At 45.4% G+C, this 18,412-nt stretch carries 13 protein-coding genes; 1 reads left to right on the forward strand and 12 read right to left on the reverse strand.

Translation table 11 applies throughout. The features are described from left to right. Positions 1-36: 36 nt before the first annotated feature. Positions 37-930, forward strand: a complete 894-nt coding sequence (locus AC1DPK_RS17090) for an AraC family transcriptional regulator (RefSeq protein ID WP_441885353.1) — start codon at positions 37-39, stop codon at positions 928-930. Positions 931-1,032: 102 nt separating this feature from the next. Here AC1DPK_RS17090 and AC1DPK_RS17095 read toward each other — a convergent pair whose 3' ends face one another. The 12 genes from AC1DPK_RS17095 to AC1DPK_RS17150 all read right to left on the reverse strand — a co-directional run bounded on the left by AC1DPK_RS17095 (position 1,033) and on the right by AC1DPK_RS17150 (position 18,366). Then, positions 1,033-2,067 carry a DUF1835 domain-containing protein gene (locus AC1DPK_RS17095; protein ID WP_477511118.1) on the reverse strand — a complete coding sequence of 345 codons (1,035 nt, stop codon included), beginning with the start codon at positions 2,065-2,067 and terminating at the stop codon, positions 1,033-1,035. 1 nt (position 2,068) lies between these two features. Beyond that, positions 2,069-2,869, reverse strand: coding sequence for a GNAT family N-acetyltransferase (locus AC1DPK_RS17100; RefSeq protein WP_477511084.1), 801 nt, complete (start codon positions 2,867-2,869; stop codon positions 2,069-2,071). Positions 2,870-3,078: 209 nt separating this feature from the next. Next, positions 3,079-5,106, reverse strand: a complete 2,028-nt coding sequence (locus tag AC1DPK_RS17105; RefSeq protein ID WP_477511085.1) for a glycoside hydrolase family 2 protein — start codon at positions 5,104-5,106, stop codon at positions 3,079-3,081. A 31-nt stretch (positions 5,107-5,137) separates the two neighbouring features. Beyond that, positions 5,138-5,944 carry a glycoside hydrolase family 16 protein gene (locus tag AC1DPK_RS17110; RefSeq protein ID WP_477511086.1) on the reverse strand — a complete coding sequence of 269 codons (807 nt, stop codon included), beginning with the start codon at positions 5,942-5,944 and terminating at the stop codon, positions 5,138-5,140. An 80-nt stretch (positions 5,945-6,024) separates the two neighbouring features. Continuing rightward, positions 6,025-6,960, reverse strand: a complete 936-nt coding sequence (locus AC1DPK_RS17115) for a carbohydrate ABC transporter permease (RefSeq protein ID WP_441885345.1) — start codon at positions 6,958-6,960, stop codon at positions 6,025-6,027. A 13-nt stretch (positions 6,961-6,973) separates the two neighbouring features. Further along, positions 6,974-7,834 carry a carbohydrate ABC transporter permease gene (locus AC1DPK_RS17120; RefSeq protein ID WP_083682581.1) on the reverse strand — a complete coding sequence of 287 codons (861 nt, stop codon included), beginning with the start codon at positions 7,832-7,834 and terminating at the stop codon, positions 6,974-6,976. Beyond that, entirely contained in the window at positions 7,834-10,089 is a 2,256-nt protein-coding gene (locus AC1DPK_RS17125; RefSeq protein ID WP_477511087.1) for a DUF5696 domain-containing protein, read from the reverse strand. Before AC1DPK_RS17125 ends, AC1DPK_RS17120 begins: the two co-directional genes overlap by 1 nt. Beyond that, complete coding sequence (locus tag AC1DPK_RS17130) at positions 10,076-12,115, reverse strand: YIP1 family protein (protein WP_477511088.1); 2,040 nt, start codon at positions 12,113-12,115, stop codon at positions 10,076-10,078. Before AC1DPK_RS17130 ends, AC1DPK_RS17125 begins: the two co-directional genes overlap by 14 nt. 11 nt (positions 12,116-12,126) lie before the next feature. Next, positions 12,127-12,999, reverse strand: coding sequence for a carbohydrate ABC transporter permease (locus AC1DPK_RS17135; RefSeq protein ID WP_083682583.1), 873 nt, complete (start codon positions 12,997-12,999; stop codon positions 12,127-12,129). A gap of 12 nt (positions 13,000-13,011) precedes the next feature. Further along, positions 13,012-13,899, reverse strand: a complete 888-nt coding sequence (locus tag AC1DPK_RS17140) for a carbohydrate ABC transporter permease (protein ID WP_441909462.1) — start codon at positions 13,897-13,899, stop codon at positions 13,012-13,014. Then, positions 13,896-16,868 (reverse strand): extracellular solute-binding protein, encoded by a 2,973-nt coding sequence (locus AC1DPK_RS17145; RefSeq protein ID WP_477511089.1) that lies wholly within the window; start codon positions 16,866-16,868, stop codon positions 13,896-13,898. Before AC1DPK_RS17145 ends, AC1DPK_RS17140 begins: the two co-directional genes overlap by 4 nt. 82 nt (positions 16,869-16,950) lie before the next feature. After that, a complete protein-coding gene (locus AC1DPK_RS17150; protein WP_477511090.1) occupies positions 16,951-18,366 on the reverse strand; it encodes an ABC transporter substrate-binding protein in 1,416 nt (471 codons plus the stop codon). Between the last annotated feature and the right edge of the window lie 46 nt (positions 18,367-18,412).

Here is an 18,412-nt window from a genome sequence, read left to right on the forward strand (position 1 = left end):
AAGGTAATTGTTTTGAAGAGAAGAAGGGATACGCGAATGAGTGAAAATAATTCATTGAAGAACGAGGTGCCCAAACAGCATCTTGTTATTGAAAACGATGGTGAGTTTCGAATCGAATTGCCCTTCGATTCTGATGCGAGCCATATTTATTATCTCGGTGTGAATCATTATGAAAACTGGAGCACATCGATTCATTATCATGATCATTTCGAATTGTGCTACGTGGATGAAGGGTACAGTCAATACAAAATCGATAAAACGGTTTATGAAATTGAGAAAGGCCAGCTCCTGCTTACTAAGCCTGAAGAAATCCATTTTGGATTAGCAGGAAAACATAAGCCTTTCAAGCTCTATTACATCGGGTTTAGGCTGGAGAGGCTCCACCATTTGTATCCTGAATTTTATCGCATTGGGCTTCAACGAATCGCTCATGATCAAGATAGCCGAGTAAAAGCACTTTTCGAGCATATAATGACCGAAATTAAAAATAAAGCTTATTTAAGCTTGCCCATGGTGGAGGGGTTATTTCAACAGCTGCTTGTGACGACGCTCCGTCATTTTCTTGATCCAGCATTAGCAGCAGAGGCCCCTCCAAGGCCGCTTAACGACGCGATTACTGAAGTAATGAATCAGCTGCATCGTGAGGTTCGCTATAACTATGATCCCGAGCAGCTAGCAAAGTCTATCCATATTAGCCGCTCGCATCTCGCAAGGGAATTCAAAAATGCCGTTGGCATTCCCCTCGGAGAATATGTTCGTCACTTATGCTTGGATAAAGCGAAGTCCGAGCTACGTAGCACGTCGAAAGCGATCTCGCAAATCGCAGAAGAGCTGCAATTCTCATCCATTCATACGTTTAGCATATTTTTCAAACGATTTACAGGGCAAACGCCAACTCTCTATCGCCAATCTACAAAATCTAATCTATAAATAAATACATGACTTTTGCTCTGATACACAGCCCAAAGAAGCCTTCCCGTCGACATGACGGGAAAGCTCCATCTGGATAAATAAAAGGGAAAGCATGCGAGCTTATTTCAGCCTTACACTATAAAACCTCATTGCACGAGGCACTCCCTTGATTTCTAATTTGCCTGCGTAAATAAGCTCGCGCAGTCTATATTCGAAATAGCTGTCTCCAATACATTGCTCATAATAGCCCAATGCTTGGCCAACTACTCTGGCCGCCTTTATAAATTCATCTTTTGGTTTATGCTGCAGCAGCGACTCTACCGTTTCGAACAAATAATCATCCAAGTAATCTTCATCTACATGTTGAATTTTACTTTGATTCCAAATACGCAGCACCTCATCATGCTCTGCAAGCGCTAGCCATTCCTTCACCAGTTGCTGCCTTATGTCGCCAGTTGTCTGCCCATTTTCCTCTGCTTCACCTATAACAGCCTTTAACTTATCTACCGGAACCTCTCCTAATTGCAAATAGTTAATGAATGTTTCGGGTGTATTATACCTTCTGCTGCATGCCTCTTCTGCATTAAACACGTAAATACCATTTAAATGGTGTCTGAGCAAATAAAGCGCATAACGCAAACCAGTCTGTTCATGAGCATTGTTACCACACCATATGACAATTGAAGCTTGCTCTGGAATTTGTGCTAATAAGCTTTGGTGAGAGAAGGCTTCCTCTTCCATATCAAAATATGATTCGTCATAACCAACATTAATATGATTTTTAAACCACTCCTTCCTCTTAAGCCATCCCTCTTCCGTATGCAGCTGCCATATTGGGCCTATAGAGAAGCTTTCATTAAGAGTAATGACCTTATTGGAATCCGCTAACCCAAGCTGTTTAATAGCCAGTTTCAAACTGCCTGCAACAGAGTCTCCAAACACAATATGAATTTTCGTGACAGCCGAATCCAGCTCTTTCTTATTATTGTTTTGGGAATTCAGCAATGAATCGTAAAGTTCTTTCAAATTATTAAAAAGATCTTCTCGAGCCTCTAAATTCTGCTCCGCTATCTCAATTTGAAGCATAACTAACTTTAGAGCCTGTCTCACATCATCTGTAGAAAGCTCCTCGACCGCCTTGCGTATTTCCAACATTTTATTCAAAAGCTATCTCCTTCCTTTCCTCTTTACTTGGCGATACACATGGATAAGAATAAGCCAGAAGATCAAAGCCCCTTTTCTTCAGAATAGGTAGACTCATCGGACTAGCATCTACCGTCAGCAAGCGGAATCCATTTTCCCAAGCTGCCTGTGCTCGTACAGCAAGTAAAGAAGTATACAACCCTTTATTTCTGTATTCAGATAAGGTTGAACCACCCCATAAGCTTCCAAAGGAAGTTCCATCATGCAAATACATCCAAGCCGCACTGACTGCTTTTCCATCTTCATAAGCTGCATAGATGAACAGGCTATCTGGATCATTTTTCAGATTTCGTATTAATTCCTCTCCAAGCTCGCGATGTGATTCTCCCCATATTTCTTCTTCCAGTGAGACGATGTCATTGATTCCTGCTTCGTCTGTGATTCGTATGATAGAGGAAGGAATTTCACAGGATAACATAAAATCTCCTTCTGTTAGCTGCATAACCAGCAAACCCTCGGGATCTCCAATCGTAAATCCATGCTCAAGAAGTTTATCCTTTAAATTAGCGGGCTGGTCGTAGTCATATAGCTTCCACTCAAACCGCTGATCCAATTGCTCAAAGTAAGATAGCTGCTCATTAATCGCATGTTGAACCGTTTCATTTGTTAATGCTGAGTAGGTTACATATCCTTCCCCGCATGTAAGGGAAACCTGCCTAATCATTCCACCTTCTTCTTCACGACGAAAGCCCGCAATAGTCTGATCGATCCGTTGTTCCTTATTAAATAATGCTATTAGTTGTTCTTTATTCATCGAATGCCTCCGTCGTCCATTTGTTCTTATAGTCTTACTTAGGTACGTGACTGCCGGCAAAAAAGATTCACATCTGTCTTGCTCAGTATGCCATACTAACAGACCAATGAGCAAAACAAAACGAGCCTATAGAATGATTACTATGGCTCGTTTTATGAGGTTTTGGATGAAAGGATAACGCCCTATATTAGAAAAATTGCTTCTTATATCTATTGCGATTCACGCTTTGGTTGATGAATAAACCCACCCTCGAATGCAGTGTACCTAGCATAATCCTGACTCAGCGCTTCTCCAACCGGCTTCATCGTCATTCTATCCATATGATAGATCCCGAACGTATCAATCCAATTGTTATGGTTCACGTACCAGTCATACATAATCCAGAAATCGATGCCAACGAGAAAACCATCACTTCTCAGCTGAGCCTCTCCATCTTCAGATATGACCGCTCGTTCCATCAGCGCCTGCAGCGTTTCCTTATAGGTTTTCAGCTGCTCTGCCGCCATCGTATCCCGATCAGAGGACCAGTGCCCAAACTCGGTATTCCATATCGGCTTGTCCGGCCAAAGCTCATGCGCTTTTTGCAGAAAATCTTTTGTGCCTTCATAATACGTACTGCCATGGAATATGCCAAAATACATCGTCCAGCCCGCCAAATCCAGCGGCTCCATGGAAGGATCATGCGCACCTGGCTGGTCTGCTGCCGCACTTTGAGTCGTGAGACGTCCATCCGCATAATTTTGTTTCAGGTCCTTCACTAAACGTTTGTTGTAAACCGTTCGCAGCTCTACCTCAACGGATTCATTTTGCGTGCTCCACATCAGAACGGAAGGAGAGTTGTATTGGGAGAAAATCATCTCCCTCCACATTTGATCGGATAGCCGTTTTTGCTCTTGTGCCTCAAAATGCTCACGAGTGAATTGCCAAAGCGGAATTTCACTGACGGTTGCAAGGCCGAGCCGATCCGTCAATAACGACGTGTATACATGGTTCGGGTAATGTGCCGTTCTAACAAAATTAACATGCATGGACTGCCTCATTTGAACCAAATCATCTCGAATTTGCTTCCAAGTAGCAGACCGCCCTGTATCCGGCCATTCTTCATGGCGAGCAACGCCGGCAAGAAATGCCGGTCGTCCATTCAACAGCAGCTTTGTACCTTCCGTCGTAACTGTACGTACGCCAAACTGCGACGCATAACGATCCAACTGGGCAGTACAATCCCCATATACAACTGCAAATTCCGCTACATACAGCTCTGGCTGCCAAAATGCCCATAAACGAGGCTCTTGAATATGGACAATCGCTTCCATCACCTTCGTCTCATAAGGAGCCAGTGCTGCCGTCCAATTTAAATCGCCCGTCCATCTTGTTTGCTTGCCTTTAATATCCGCTGCGAGAGGAGAGTTTAAGAATGCATCGGCTTCATGATCCGCATCAAAAATTTGCCCGCTAACGCTCACCTCTACAGCATCAGCTCCACGGTTTTCCAGAACGACACTAAACTTCACACGCCCCTCAATATCGAGCGGTACGATGTTTACTCTTGGTATATGGCATTTGGTAGTTCCGCTAATGTATAGGTCATGGATCACACCGGTGTAGTTAAAAAAATCAGTTCCTGGTGTCGCCGGTATGATATCCACTCGGCTTCCCCAAGGCGGATTATCGATTCGAAGCGCAATTGTGTTCGCTTCACCAATCTTCACAAAAGGCGTCAAATCAAGTGCAAAAGGGGTAAAGCCTCCTTCATGATAGCCAACCCACTGCCCATTGACCCAAACGTCAGCTACATAGCTGATCGCGAGCGCATGTAGTGTGACTGCTTTATTTGCCCATGCTGCATCGAGACAGAACGTCCGACGATACCATACGCCGTCTTGATACGTTTCACTGGAATGGGCTTCCTCTTTCCCGCGAATTTCATTTTCCGGAAAGGGCAGCTGACGCTGCGCCCAAGCAGAATCATCAAAGTCGACTTCAGTACGGCCGCCAGCTTCAAGGAGGGCGTGCTCGAACCACCGATCATTGCGCTCAGACAATGAGAAATCATGATCCGCAGCAAATCTTTCCTTCTTCCACAAACCCTTCAAGTCAAGCTTCAAACGCTGCTGTGCATCAAATGACGGTACAGGAATGCCATTTTGAAACGGGACTGCCACTCCGCTTACCTCGCGCAGCTCCATCGTCGTTTGAATCATGTTCATCTTTTCTTGCTGTACCAAACGAAGATCCATCGGTTTCTCCTCCAATTCACATCTATCATTCCTATTTCGCCGTATCGTTTGCCGTCTCATAATTTCCGTCTGCCGGCTGATACACCCGAACGTACTCCAGCTCGAATGTTTGCGGGAAAACCGTCGTCTCATCTGGATAACCCGGCCAATTGCCGCCAACGGCCAAATTCAGCTGCAAGAAAAACGCACGATCGAAAGGTGCAGGGAATGGCTCATTATCCGCAGCCTCATCCTTGCGCGTAAACCATGTCGTCGTCTGATAAAACTCCTTATCGTCGACGTACCACTTCATCCCGCTTGGCGTCCATTCCAGAGCAAAGTCATGAAACGCTTCTGCGAACGTTCCATCTTCCAGACTTACTTTCCCGCCTCTATAAATGTGAGGATTACCCATATGCAAAGTACCATGCACCTGCTCAGGCTCGTGTCCAAGATACTCCATAATGTCAATCTCGCCGCTGCTTGGCCAGCCGCCGTATTTCTCCATGTCCGTCGGCATCATCCATATGGCAGGCCACATTCCTTTGCCAAGCGGCATCTTAGCCCGGATCTCGAACCGACCGTACGTCCAATCTGCATGGCCCTCCGTAATTAATTTCGCGGACGTATACGGCTTGCCCCCATGCTCCTTCTTCAACGCTTTGATGACTAGCTTGCCATCTTCAATATAAGAGTTGGCCGCATCCTCTGTATAAAACTGATCTTCATTATTCCCGAAGCCTGATCCTCCGGTTACATGCTTCCATTTGGTCTGATCGATTTCTTTGCCATCAAACTCATCGTTCCATACGAGCTTCCACCCATTTTTCTGCTGCGGAGCTTCTTTTTTATTTTCCATGCTGTACCCCATTATTAATAAGATAATTGCTATAAAAACACTCGAAATCTTGAAAAGTCTCTTCACCCAAGCTCCTCCTCTTACTCACCGGTAATACCAGCCCGATCAACGCCTTCTACAAACCAGCGCTGAAGCACAAAGTAGAGAATGAGCAGCGGTGCAATCGTCAGCAGCGTTCCAGCCAGCTTAATCGCTTCATTCAACTGACTGCCAGGAGTGCCCGGCGGGTACACCTTATTGTAGCTGTCTGTAAATTTTTGCAGCTCCAGCGGCAATATGGTCAGCTCGTTTCCGAAATAAAGACCCGCTAAATACGTTTCATTCCAGTACCATACAAACGAGAATAGAAAGACGATAATGATTGCAGGAAGAGCCATAGGAACGGCAACGCGGTAAAAGATTTTCAAGCTGCCCGCTCCATCAATTTCCGCAGCCTCCTCCAGCACATCCGGTATGCTTCTAAAAAACTGATAAAAAATGAGAATAAACAATGCGCTTTTTAGTCCTTGCCCGAGAATGGCCGGATATATAAACGTCTCCAGCGAGCCGAGCAGCCCATATTGCTTAAATAAAAGGTATGTTGGCATCATCGTAATTTGCGGCGGGATAACAAAGGTTACGAGCATAAGCACGAACAATATCTTTTTAAAAGGAAACTCGAATCGAGCAAAGCCATAACCGATAACGCCCGCCGATATCGTTTGCAGCAAGGCTGGAAGGCCTGCCACCCCAATCGTTTGCAAAAGCGTTTTTTCATACTCGAGCACGTTCAGCGCCTTCGAATAGTTCTCGACATACAGCGTTGACGGAATCCACTTGATCATGGAGTTGACCAAATCATCCAAGCTCATGAAGCTGTTCACCAGCATAAATAACATCGGATACAAATAGACAAAGCCGATCGCGATCAGAAGGAGATATACTACAGCCTTGAACACAAATCCGTCGTTTTCTCCCATTCCGAACAACAGCTTACGGACTTTGCTCGCAGCGACTAACGTCTGTCTTTTCCACATGCAGCTCTCCTCCTTATCGTTTCTTCATTCTGAGCAGTCCAGTCCAAATCGCAAGCACGATCATGATAATGATGAAATAAATCCATGCGATCGCGGTTGCGTAACCGAATCCGGTAATGGTGCTGAACATATTGTTTTTGATAAGAATAATAATTTCATTAAGCGCGAACGTCGATACGTAAACGATCGTATAGATTACATTTACGATCACGAGCGGCATAAGCACTGGCAGCGTCACTTTCCAGAAGGACTCCCATGCCGACGCGCCATCGATGCGAGCTGCTTCATACATGGATCGGTCTACCTTTTGCAGCCCTGCTAGGAAAATAAGAATCTGAACGCCGGAGAACCAGAGAACCATAATGATTTGCTTAAACAAATACAGAATAGGCTCCGCAATAATCGGGCTCAAGCTGTTCTCAATCATCGTGAACATGCCGTATTGCTCTATATTCGGAATGGAGGACGCACCCTGGCTAAGCAGCTCGTTAATGACCGGCCCGCTCGTTATAATGACTGGCAGGAAAAATATCGTCCGAAACATGCCTCGAAATTTGATCTTCTGATTGATTAATAGCGCAATGATCAATGAAAAAACGATAATGATCGGTACGTTCAGCATCATTTCCATAACATAATTCAATATTTTCTCTACAAACACGGGATCGGAGAAAAATGCATAATTGAAATTTTCAAAGCCGATATACTTTGTTTTCACGCCGACAGGTGTAATTTTCACTTGATGGAAGCTAAGAAATAAGGAGTATAGCATCGGATATAAAGTGAAAACAAAAAATCCTACGATCCATGGCGACACAAACGCCAGACCGATAATCGCCTTTCTACGTTTGTTGGTCATTATGATTTTGGCCATCAGCGGTTCACCTCGATTACTTGAAAGCCTTTTGGCGGAACGCTAACGCCTTCCCATAGATAGTCGCGATTCGTGTAATTCACGAGCACTTCGACTCCGTTGTCATAAGAAACCTTAACAATGCCATCGCTTAGACGCTCATGGTTCTGCATCTTCGCACCTATTGTCGGCTTCAGCGCTTCATCTAAAATGCGATAAGTCTCCGTCATCGAATCACGCCAATCCTTATATGCAGACGTGTAAACATCATTCGAATTAGTATGCTTCAGTTTATACGATGTCTCATGCGTCAAATAATAGGATGGATAAGAACCTGTCTCGATCATGCGCAGCAGGCTTGCCTGCGGATTAGCGAAGAAGTTGCTATAAGGGGCAAAATAATCCTTATAGCCCTTCAGCACCATTTGTACAAATGGCACCGTTTCACTGATATAAATATATTGCGATGACTCCATCGGCACGTCTAGCACTTGATCGGCATAAGGAAGCATATAATCATTTGGCGCATACATGAGGAAGGATGGAATGGCATCCGACAAGCCTTGCATAGCAGCTTTATATGATTCTGCTGTTTGGCTGCGGCTTGAACGGCTTTTGCCCGCCATCTCGGAGAATAACACAGAGCCCGTCTTATCTACAGCAATTCCGCTTACGTTCTGGCTCATATATTGCTTTGTATTTTGTTTAACCAGCATGCTCGTTGCTTCGGCAGATAAGTAATAGATGGTCCCGTATACTTCCTCATAGGTTGGTATCGTCAATATTGACTTATCGATTTTTTTGGCGGCATCCGTCTGCGCAGAGAATCGTTTGGATGCTTCATTGCCTGTCGTAAAGTCGCTGTACAAATGAAGCGGATTTCCGCTTTCCCGAAGCGATGCTGCGAGTCGCTCGAAATCCTTCTTCGAGCCAAGCGCTGACTCATATTTCACGGGCGATGGATTCGTTCCTGAATACCCGCCTTCATTCCAGCCCTTATAAACTACATTCACATTTCCGATGCCATTTTTCTTCATATCTCCGAGCATCTCTTCCAGCTGCGATACAGTCGTCATCGGAATGAGGCGCTTGGCGAACATGCCATTTTCGGTTTCAGCACCAAGAACATCCATTTGCAGAGGAATGGCAGTGTCTGCTTTCCCTTCATCTCTCACAAGAATCGATTTCTCCTCCAAGTACGCTTGATACGTCTTGGCCATGCCAACATAACTTGCGTCCTTGCCGCTCAAGAACGTATAGCGAATTTTCATATCCTCTGGATTGCGAGCCTTCTCATAGACGATGACACCGCCAAGTGACCGGCTCGTTGGCTGGAGATATGATTCCCTAGATAGAAATTGTGCCGTCGTCCAGTTGTATGGCGTATTGACTCCATTCGGATACGCAACGATTTTGGCATTATATTGACCATTCTCTACGATGCCGAATAGTCCGTTGCCGCCTTCAGCGTGAACCATTCCGAATACGGGATATTGCACGGTGAGCGGCGGATTTGTGAAAATATCACGGTTAACCGTTTCGATGCCTTCGTTCGTGCCATAAATCTTCGCTTCATACGGGATTTTGAATTTCCCCTTATTGTCTGCAAGCCGGATTATTGCACCTGATCCATCTGGAATGAACATATAACCATTTACTTCATTAGCCTTAGTCGCTCCAAGGAACGGATAAACATATACGGACCCAAGCTTCGTTTTATTTCCCTCAAGAATGCTTTGCTGTGGAATCCGAACCACCAATTGATCCTTCTCCAGCGATACATGCAGCTCCATTCCAAGCTTCAGATCGTTTAAACGAATAATCGCTTTAAATCCTTTTTCAAGCGACTCGAGGGTTATCGATTTATTCGCTTGAGAGACAAGATCCGTTCGCGTTGCATTCGGCTTGCTCTCTTCGAAATAATCAAGAGACAATCCCGATGCCATAAAATTTTTCCAAGATTCATTGGATTCCGTGTCGATGATTTCGGAAGACCACATGTAGCCTGAGCGCTTATCCTTCACTTGAATGGACAAGCTTTGTTCTTTGAGATACAGCTCAAGATGTTCATTCTCCGCCACCTTGCGATAATCGGAGGATAACTTTGACCCTGCCTCTTCATGATCAGGAAACGCGGACTGCAGCTCCGAATCTGGAATCGCACCCGTCTCCCTGCTAGAGCGGCCGTTACCAAAAAACAGGACATATACGATGGCAATGGCTGCAGCTATGATGACGGCGGTTACGACTGGTCTAATCCATTTAGAGTTCCGCACGTATCATCAGCTCCCGTATGACAGAATAAACAAAATCAAATACCTGATCGAGCAGCACATACACAATAAATGCAACTAAGCTCAGAATCAGCATGCCAAATAAGGTGATCAAAATATTGCGAATCGTCTCGCGGACCGTGTAGTCATGCACTTCCTTCACCATAATAAATAGGAGAACCGCACACCACACGACGATGATGTTGCTTGAGAAGCTGTACAGGAACGCGTCATTGTTCGTCAGTACATTCGAGACGATGACGATGATAGGGCTGAACAACAAGTACGGTGCCATAGCATAAATKGTACCTTTGTACACTTCTGAAAATTTGCCCTCGCCTTCATTGATTGTACTCACCAAGTAATTCGCGATAATCCACAGCGCAATCGGCGCAAATACTTTGGCAATCTCCTTCATCAAAATCAAGCTGGAAGGCTCCACGTTGTTGAATATAAAGCCGGTGTAATAAAGTGCAAACACATATTCGGCAAAGAAAAGCACATACAAGAACGACGCGGACCAAAGGGAAACCTTCCGTTCCTCCTTGATGCCATAAAAGCCTTCAAAAGGGCTTTTAATAAATCGGGAAACAAACATAACATGCCGAATAAACGCTGCTGAGAAAACTTGCTCTTTCAACCGAATAACGGAATGAAATACCCCTGTTTTCCGCTGCAGCCAGCGCACCAATATCCGCAGCACGAACAAAATAATTCCGACATACAGCACATAAATCAAGTTGTTTTGCAGCCAGCGATTGCGAATTTCCCAGAAGGCATTGGAATACCCTTCCTTATCGTTCGCAATAACATATTCCTCGATCGCTTCCGCATATAATTGCTGCTTGTAGTAGGCATCTGCCAGTCCTTTATGCGCAAGGTCGAACAAGTTGTTTTTGTTCAGCACCTGACTCCACGGCTCACGGCTCTTGACGTAGTGCCCTTCCTTATAAAGCTCAAGCGCGTGATGAACCATACTCGTAAACTCGGTTGGCTTAAAGATTTGAATATTATTTCTTTCCTTGTCGACGACATAAATATTTTCGCCTGCATCTACTGCAATGCCAGCCGCATTAATGAACATGCCGATCCGCGACTTCCCATCATCGGGTGCACCGAACGAGAACAGCAAATTGCCCTCTGTGTCATATTCGAAAATAATGCCGGTTTGGCTAATCGTATAAATGTTGCCGCTCTTCGAAATAAATAGATCTGTATACAGCGGATGAAAAGTCATATCCGCAGGCAATAAATTGAAGCCGGAAATATTAAATCGTTTGACAGATCTTCCCTCGTCGCCTTGGGTTATCGTATAAATTAACCCCTTCTGATCAATGTCGATGCTTGTAGCAGAAGGCGGTACATTTTTGAATAACTTCGCTCGCTGTGCATCGGTAAACAAAAATCGCTCCAGCATAATACGAAAGCTCGCTTTGGATTCATTGCTGCCAAAATAGCCAAGAAAATCGCCATTTGAGCTCATCTGCACGACGCCGTTAGTCGATCCCTCGCTTATGATATATACGTTTCCGCGCTTATCGACCGTCACCTTCATCGGCTTAAAGGGATTGTTTTTGCCAAAGAGCGGCGATTCCGGCCTCGCAAAGATTTGCTTTACCGCATGGTCAGCGCCAAATTTAACGACTTGATTAAGTCCGCTGTCCGCTGCGTACACATCGCCTTTATGGTCAACGAATACACCAACCGGCGTCTGCAAAACCTCTTCACCGATGACCCGTATGAATTGCCCCTCGTCATCGAGGACCACGATACGATGATTGTTCGTATCTGCAACATAGATTTGGTTGCGCGCATCGATATAAATATCGGAAGGCCCGGAAAACTCAAGATCTCCTACCTTCTCTATTGAACCTGCTGGATGATATGCATCCTGCGTTCGTACAAATTGCCTGTTATGGTCTTCCGTATAGGTCTTGTAAGGCGCTTCAGCGAGCACCATGGATGAGGAATCAAGCCATAGGAAGACGGCGAGAACAAGCAACAAAACCTTGCCGTTAATGTTCTTCATCGGAGTCTCCTCTATTTCAGTCCTGAATGCGCCATTGTGTTCATCACTTTGCTTTGCAGCAGTATAAAAATGACGAGGTTCGGAACGAACATAAGCAGCGATGCAGCTGCCGACATGCCTTGACCCGCGATGGTGTTGCCGGACCCCGACGCAACCGAGCTCATGAAGAACGATAATGTCTTCAAGCTTTCATCGTTGACATAATAATTTGAAGTCTCGACATTGTTCCATACCGCCTGAAAAGCAAGAATGGCGACTGTAGCAAGCGCGGGCATAATGACAGGTACAATGACCTTCCTGAATACCGTAAATTCACTCGCTCCATCGATAATGGCCGCTTCCTTCAGCTCCTCGGGCACTTGATCAATAAATTGCTTCAGCAGGAACAGCCCAATTGGCATGGCCAGCAGCGGCAAAATATGAGCAAAATAAGTGTCCAACATACCGGTCTGATCTACGACCAAGTAGCGCGGAATTTGTACCGCGATTGGCACGAACATGAGGGCAAGCGTGTTTACCTCAAACAACACCTTGCGCAGCTTGAATTTCATCTTGGCCATTGCATAGGCAGCCAACGCGCTAATAAATACCGAAAAGAACATGACAGAGATCGTTACGAGCAAGCTGTTGAATATAAAACGGCTGAACGGAATACCTGATGTCGACGTCGTAAAAAACAAATCTCTAAAGTTATCAAATGTCGGCTTCTGTACGAGAAAGCGCGGCGGGAATGCAAACAGCTCATCAATCGGCTTGAATGCATGCGAGATGATAAATATGATTGGCAGCATCATAAAAAACGCCAAAGGAATAAGAATGGCATAAAATTTCAGCTGACTTTTGTGAAACTTGGTCGGATTAACTTTTGTACCTTGATAAGACAAAACTTGCACCCCCTACTCTTTCTCACCGAATAATTTCCACGAAAGCTTAGACAGCATATATACCCCGATCAGCAGCACAACAGAAATCGCGCTCGCATACCCCATCTCATAGCGAATGAGGCCATAATCAGCAATATGGTTGACGATCAACTGCCCTGAGTTTTGCGGCGTTGGGTTGCCGCCTGATAACTGAACACCAATCTCACCGGCTTGGAACGTTGTTACAACCGCCATGACCGCGCCAAACAGCATCTGCGGCCTCATCGAAGGAATCGTAATATAAATAATTTCTTGAAAACGATTCTGGATTCCATCGATATAACCCGCTTCGTATATCGTTTGATCAATGTTCAGAACACCTGCAAGCATGGCAAGGAAACCAACTCCCATGCTGCTCCATAATGACACGACAATCATGATCGTCATCAAATATTCCGGTGACTGCAGCCACTGTATAGGGGCGTTGATCAGCCCTAAATTAAGCAGCAAGGAGTTAATATATCCCGCTTGATCGCCGCTGAATATAATCGTCCATACGACCGACATCGCTACTCCCATTGTCATCGAAGGAGAATAAATAATAAGGGCAAGAATGGTGCGCGGCTTGCTCGGAACTTGTGCCAGCATCCAAGCAAGCAGAAATGAAATGACATAGCCGCCCGGTCCTACGATCAAAGCAAACTTTATCGTGTTGGGCAGAACATTTTGCATAAAGATTTCATCGTGCGTAAGCAGATCGATATAGTTTTTGAAGCCGATCCACTCCGGCGCCTCTACCGTATTGAAATAAGTAAGGGAGAGGCCTGCCGCTACCACTACCGGGATAATAATAAACGTGCCGAACATCAAAAGATAAGGCGTCAGAAATAGGTAAGCCTCATTAAATCTGCGTGTCTTCATTTTCGCTCAACCCACTTGTCTATCGATGATATGGTCGGAACCGGATACGGCCTGATCATTTTGCCATTCGCATAATAGCCGAACTCTTCCATCTTCCGCATGATTTCACGATTAGTCCGTACTACAGCATCATCAATGGCCGTTCGCGGATTATCCCCGTTAAAGACAACCCTGTTCCAAACATTGCTAATTTCCCGCTCGACCATATAAGCGCCTGGCACGCGAGAAGGTTCTCTCACCCATTTGAACTGCTCGGAAATAACCTCTTTGTCTTCCTCTGGCCATGGTACCTGCTCGAGCGCTTCCAGATTGGCCGTGTTCCACATGAATGTCATGCCATAGGTAGTCTGCATGAGATTGGCAAATTCGACCTGAACCGATGTTGACAACCACCAATCGAGGAACTTCCAAGATTCCTCTGCATAGTCGGTGCCTTTAAAAATCATTCCCGTCTGTCCGCCTGTCGGCGCCCATCTTGCTACCGTTCCGTCCGGCTTCTCCACGCCTGGATGCAGCGCGATCTTCCATGTGTTGGCGATTTCCGGTGCAGCCGCCTTCAATTGAATGTACRTATTGAAATCAGATATCCCTACCGGCATCGTGCCGTAACGGAAATGGTGATAGAAATTCGGTACGTCCTGCGGCAAGTTGTAGATAGTAAACAAGTCGGTCATAAACTTCATGCCCTCAAGCGCTTGCTCACTGTCGATTGCGGTGTTCATCCCGCTCTCATCAAACAATTCTCCGTCGAATTGATAAATAAACGGCGTCGTTGCATTAAAGGGCTTGAAGCCCTTGTACTGGGCAAGCGGCTCATAGAAGTTCATGCCAAGCCGCTGCAGCTCAGGCAGCATCTCAACCACGTCCTGCCACGTATCCGGCGGCGACAGCTTCAGCGAATCCAAAATATCCTGGCGGTAAAATAGCACCCAGAAATTTTGCGTTTCCGGCAATGCATATACGCCTTCCTCGAACGAAAATGGAATAATCGCACCTTTGGAGAACCGCTTGATGCTCTCCTCGTAACCAGCGAATTGCCGCAAATCCATAGCCGCATTCCGAATGGCCAGTTCATAGGGAATCCAGTTGCTCACTCCAAGAGCAACATCCGGCTGACGATTGGATGCGTTAGCCAGAACGAGCTTATTCTCGTCCGGCATAATGGACAGCTTAACGGCAATGCCCGATTCCGGCGTAAACTGCTCATCGATCATCTTCTGCATGAGCTCAACGAAAGGTCTTGGGCGATTGACCCAAACCTCCAGCTCACCATTTATTTTGTTTGAGCTTGAATAGGATTGTTTCGTAAAGGATAAGAAAAAGCGTTTAACCGTTTCCCCTGATTTCTTGAAAAAACCTGCATTTGGAGATGGCAGCTTGCCATCCTGAGAAACATAAATCCGGTCAAGTGCAAGCGGCGACTCCGAAATGCTCTGCAAAAGCGTACCTAGCAATTGAGAAGCTGACGCCGACCCTTCAGAAAACAGATTTAAGCGATTGGGCAATTCGTTGGGGTCCTTCGCAAGGGATCGCAATTGCTTCGATGCCAGCTTCAAATTGACAATTTCGCCGATTTCCTTCACCTTCGGGTTAAGCAGGCTAATCTCTTCAAAGCGTTGATCAAGATCATCCGCCCAGCCAGAGAGCTGTTTATCTAGTTCCGGCATGTATTCAAGTAGATTCCAATCTCTATACAAATCTAGTTTATTTCCTGTCAGCTTCTTGATTTCTAGCGTCATGCGGCTGATCTCTCTCATTTTGGTGAAGATATCCTCTGCTAGAGGACGCATATGTGATAAATTCACTGTCATGCTGAGCGTATGCTTGCCCTTCGTCATATAAAATTGATAAGGCTTATCCTCACTGCCAAGCGTCTCATTCCGCCATTTTTTCGTATAATGAAAAGCATAATTGTCCACCTCGCGGAATGGAACTACGCCATCGAGCTCAATTCGGCGAAACACGGGCAAATCATATTGAGTACTTTGCAAGTATTTCAAAGCAATTTGATAGTACCCATCCTTGGGAACCTCCAGCTCCCATGTTAACGATTGACCGCCTTCTTCATAGGAACCCGCATCGATCATATTGAGCAGCAGCTTGTTCGTTTCGTAGGGCGTCACCTTGCTATCGCGTGACGAGGCTGCTCTGATGGAGGAATCGTTTTTATATAGCATTTGCTCCGCTTCAGTTATGAGCAGTGTGTCGATACGCTCAGCACCAGTTTCTTCTGCTGGGAAGCTCTTTAAATACTTTTCATATGTTTGTATTTGGGCAGGGGCTTCTACTCTCACATCGCCAAGCAGCAACTCTCCCCTGGTATTGACTAACGTAACGGAGTTCAAGCCTTCTTTTAATTGAAACTTTAAAGGCTCCATATGAAAATAACTAGAATCCATGGCATATACCGTCTGCCATAACTTCACTTTCTGGGAACGCGGCAGCAGCTCGTTGCCATAACGATCCCACTTTTCTGCAAGAGGTTTGTTCTCCCATCTGCTAGGAAACAAAATATGACGGCTTTCATAGAACTGGTATTGTCCATTGATTTGCAAATAACCCTCTGTGGGCAAAATGCTGTCATCCAGCATGTAATAGTCAAACGCTAGCTGATATAACCCCGTTTTTTCAACATGAATGTCGAACGTGATCTTTGCGTCTTTATTCCAACGAAGTGTCTCCTGACCGTAATTGAAGCTATCCTGTAGAGAGACTAGTAATGCTGCGTTTTCCACATTTTTGGCAGGTGAAACGATGATGTTTGCGTTTGGAATGATAGGAACCTCAGACCACTCTTTTAGCTTTTCTGAATAGGTCTTCTCTATCAGATTAAGCGCATCCGCTGAGCCTTCTGCCTTGGGCGCTGCCGCTTGCTCCGATTCAGCTTGTACTAACGATCCCGGGAGTCCGCTAGCAAGAAGAGCTGCAATCATCAAGCATATCAGTAAGATTTGATAAGTTTTTTTCATGGTCTCTTCCCTGCCTATGCTTCATTAATGCCGCAGATGCGAAAGATCATATAGCTTCTTCCGCATCTACGGTCAATCTGTATTATTGACTTAATCTTTGCAGCGCTTGACCTACGAACTCATTTGCTTTGTCTTCCATTTCTTTCGCTTTATCAGCAGGCTTCAATTCACCGTTTGCGAACTTCTCATATATTTTTTGTTCATCGGATGCCCAAGCACTGAATTCTCTCCAGCCCGGAAGAACCTTGTTATAATCTGGAACTGCATCGCCGAGCAATCCAATGGCTGCTTTCGCACCGTCTAGTTTCAGCTCGCCCGTCAGCTTCTCCCATACCTCAGGGAAATCAGCAACTGGGAATTTATCGATATTGATGTTCAATTCCTTGTTCAGCTCAAGACGCTTCAGCCAGCCGTCCTTGCTCCATGACATAAATTTCATCAGCTCATAAGCAGCTTCTGGATGTTTGGTTGTGGAGGATACACCGATATAGTCAAGGACTACAGGCATCTTTTGTCCCGCATTGCCAGCTGGGTATGGATAGAAATCTACGACGCCAGCTCCCGACTTTTCCATTTCCGGCGGCAAGGAATTCATATTCCAAGAACCGTCAATTCCGAGTGCGACATGCCCTTTCTGCAGCGGCCAAGCTCCTTCTTCGCCGAATACTTTTGTTTTTTCTTCGCCAGTCATTTTTTCTTCCACTTTCAACCTGCGAAGCTCAAGCTGTTGGTTGTAGCCATCGATCCACTGCTGATTCGTGAAATGGAATTTCTCACCATCAAATGTGTTGTAGCCTAGCGCACTATCATTCGCCATTGGCCAGTGTTCATTGAAAGATAGATTGCCCCACGGGCCTGAAATCCCATAAATATGTTCCGAAGGCTTGGATACCTTCTTGGCGATGTCGATCATCTCTGTAATGGTCCAATTATATCCAGGAAGCGGAATGTTGTTTTTCTCAAGCAGCGTTTTATTCACATAGACACCCATAATAAACTGGAAAGTAGGCGATGCTAGGCGCTTCCCGCCATAAACCGCTTGCTTCGCAATATTCGGATAAATAGCCTGCGTTTCCTCATCTTGATCCCAATATGGTGACAGATCGAGCAGCCATTCGTTCTCTACGCCTACAGGTACACTTTCTACCCAGAACACGTCAGGCAATTTGCTCGCGCTGGCTGCTGCAGTCAAAGCATCTGTCCAAGGCCAGTTGATCGTTTCGTCTTTCTCTACTGTAATATTCGGATATTTTGCCATGAAGGCTTTTATCATTTCGCCTTCCATCTTCGGGTCTTCCCAGCTTGCAAACTTTAATGTAATTTTCTCTGTTTGCCATGATGGCGTCTCTTCTGCCTTGGTATTGTCCTCTGTCGGCTTATTCGTAGCAGTAGAAGTAGATCCTTCATTTGTTTTGTTGTTCCCGCCCGAACAGGCAGCTAATACGGTGACGAATAACGACAATACCAGTAATAATGAAAATATTTTCTTACTGTTCATTTCACTATCCCCTTTTTCTTCAAATGATATATGGATACACTTGCAT

It is taken from the genome of Paenibacillus sp. 01T424 (assembly GCF_056398745.1).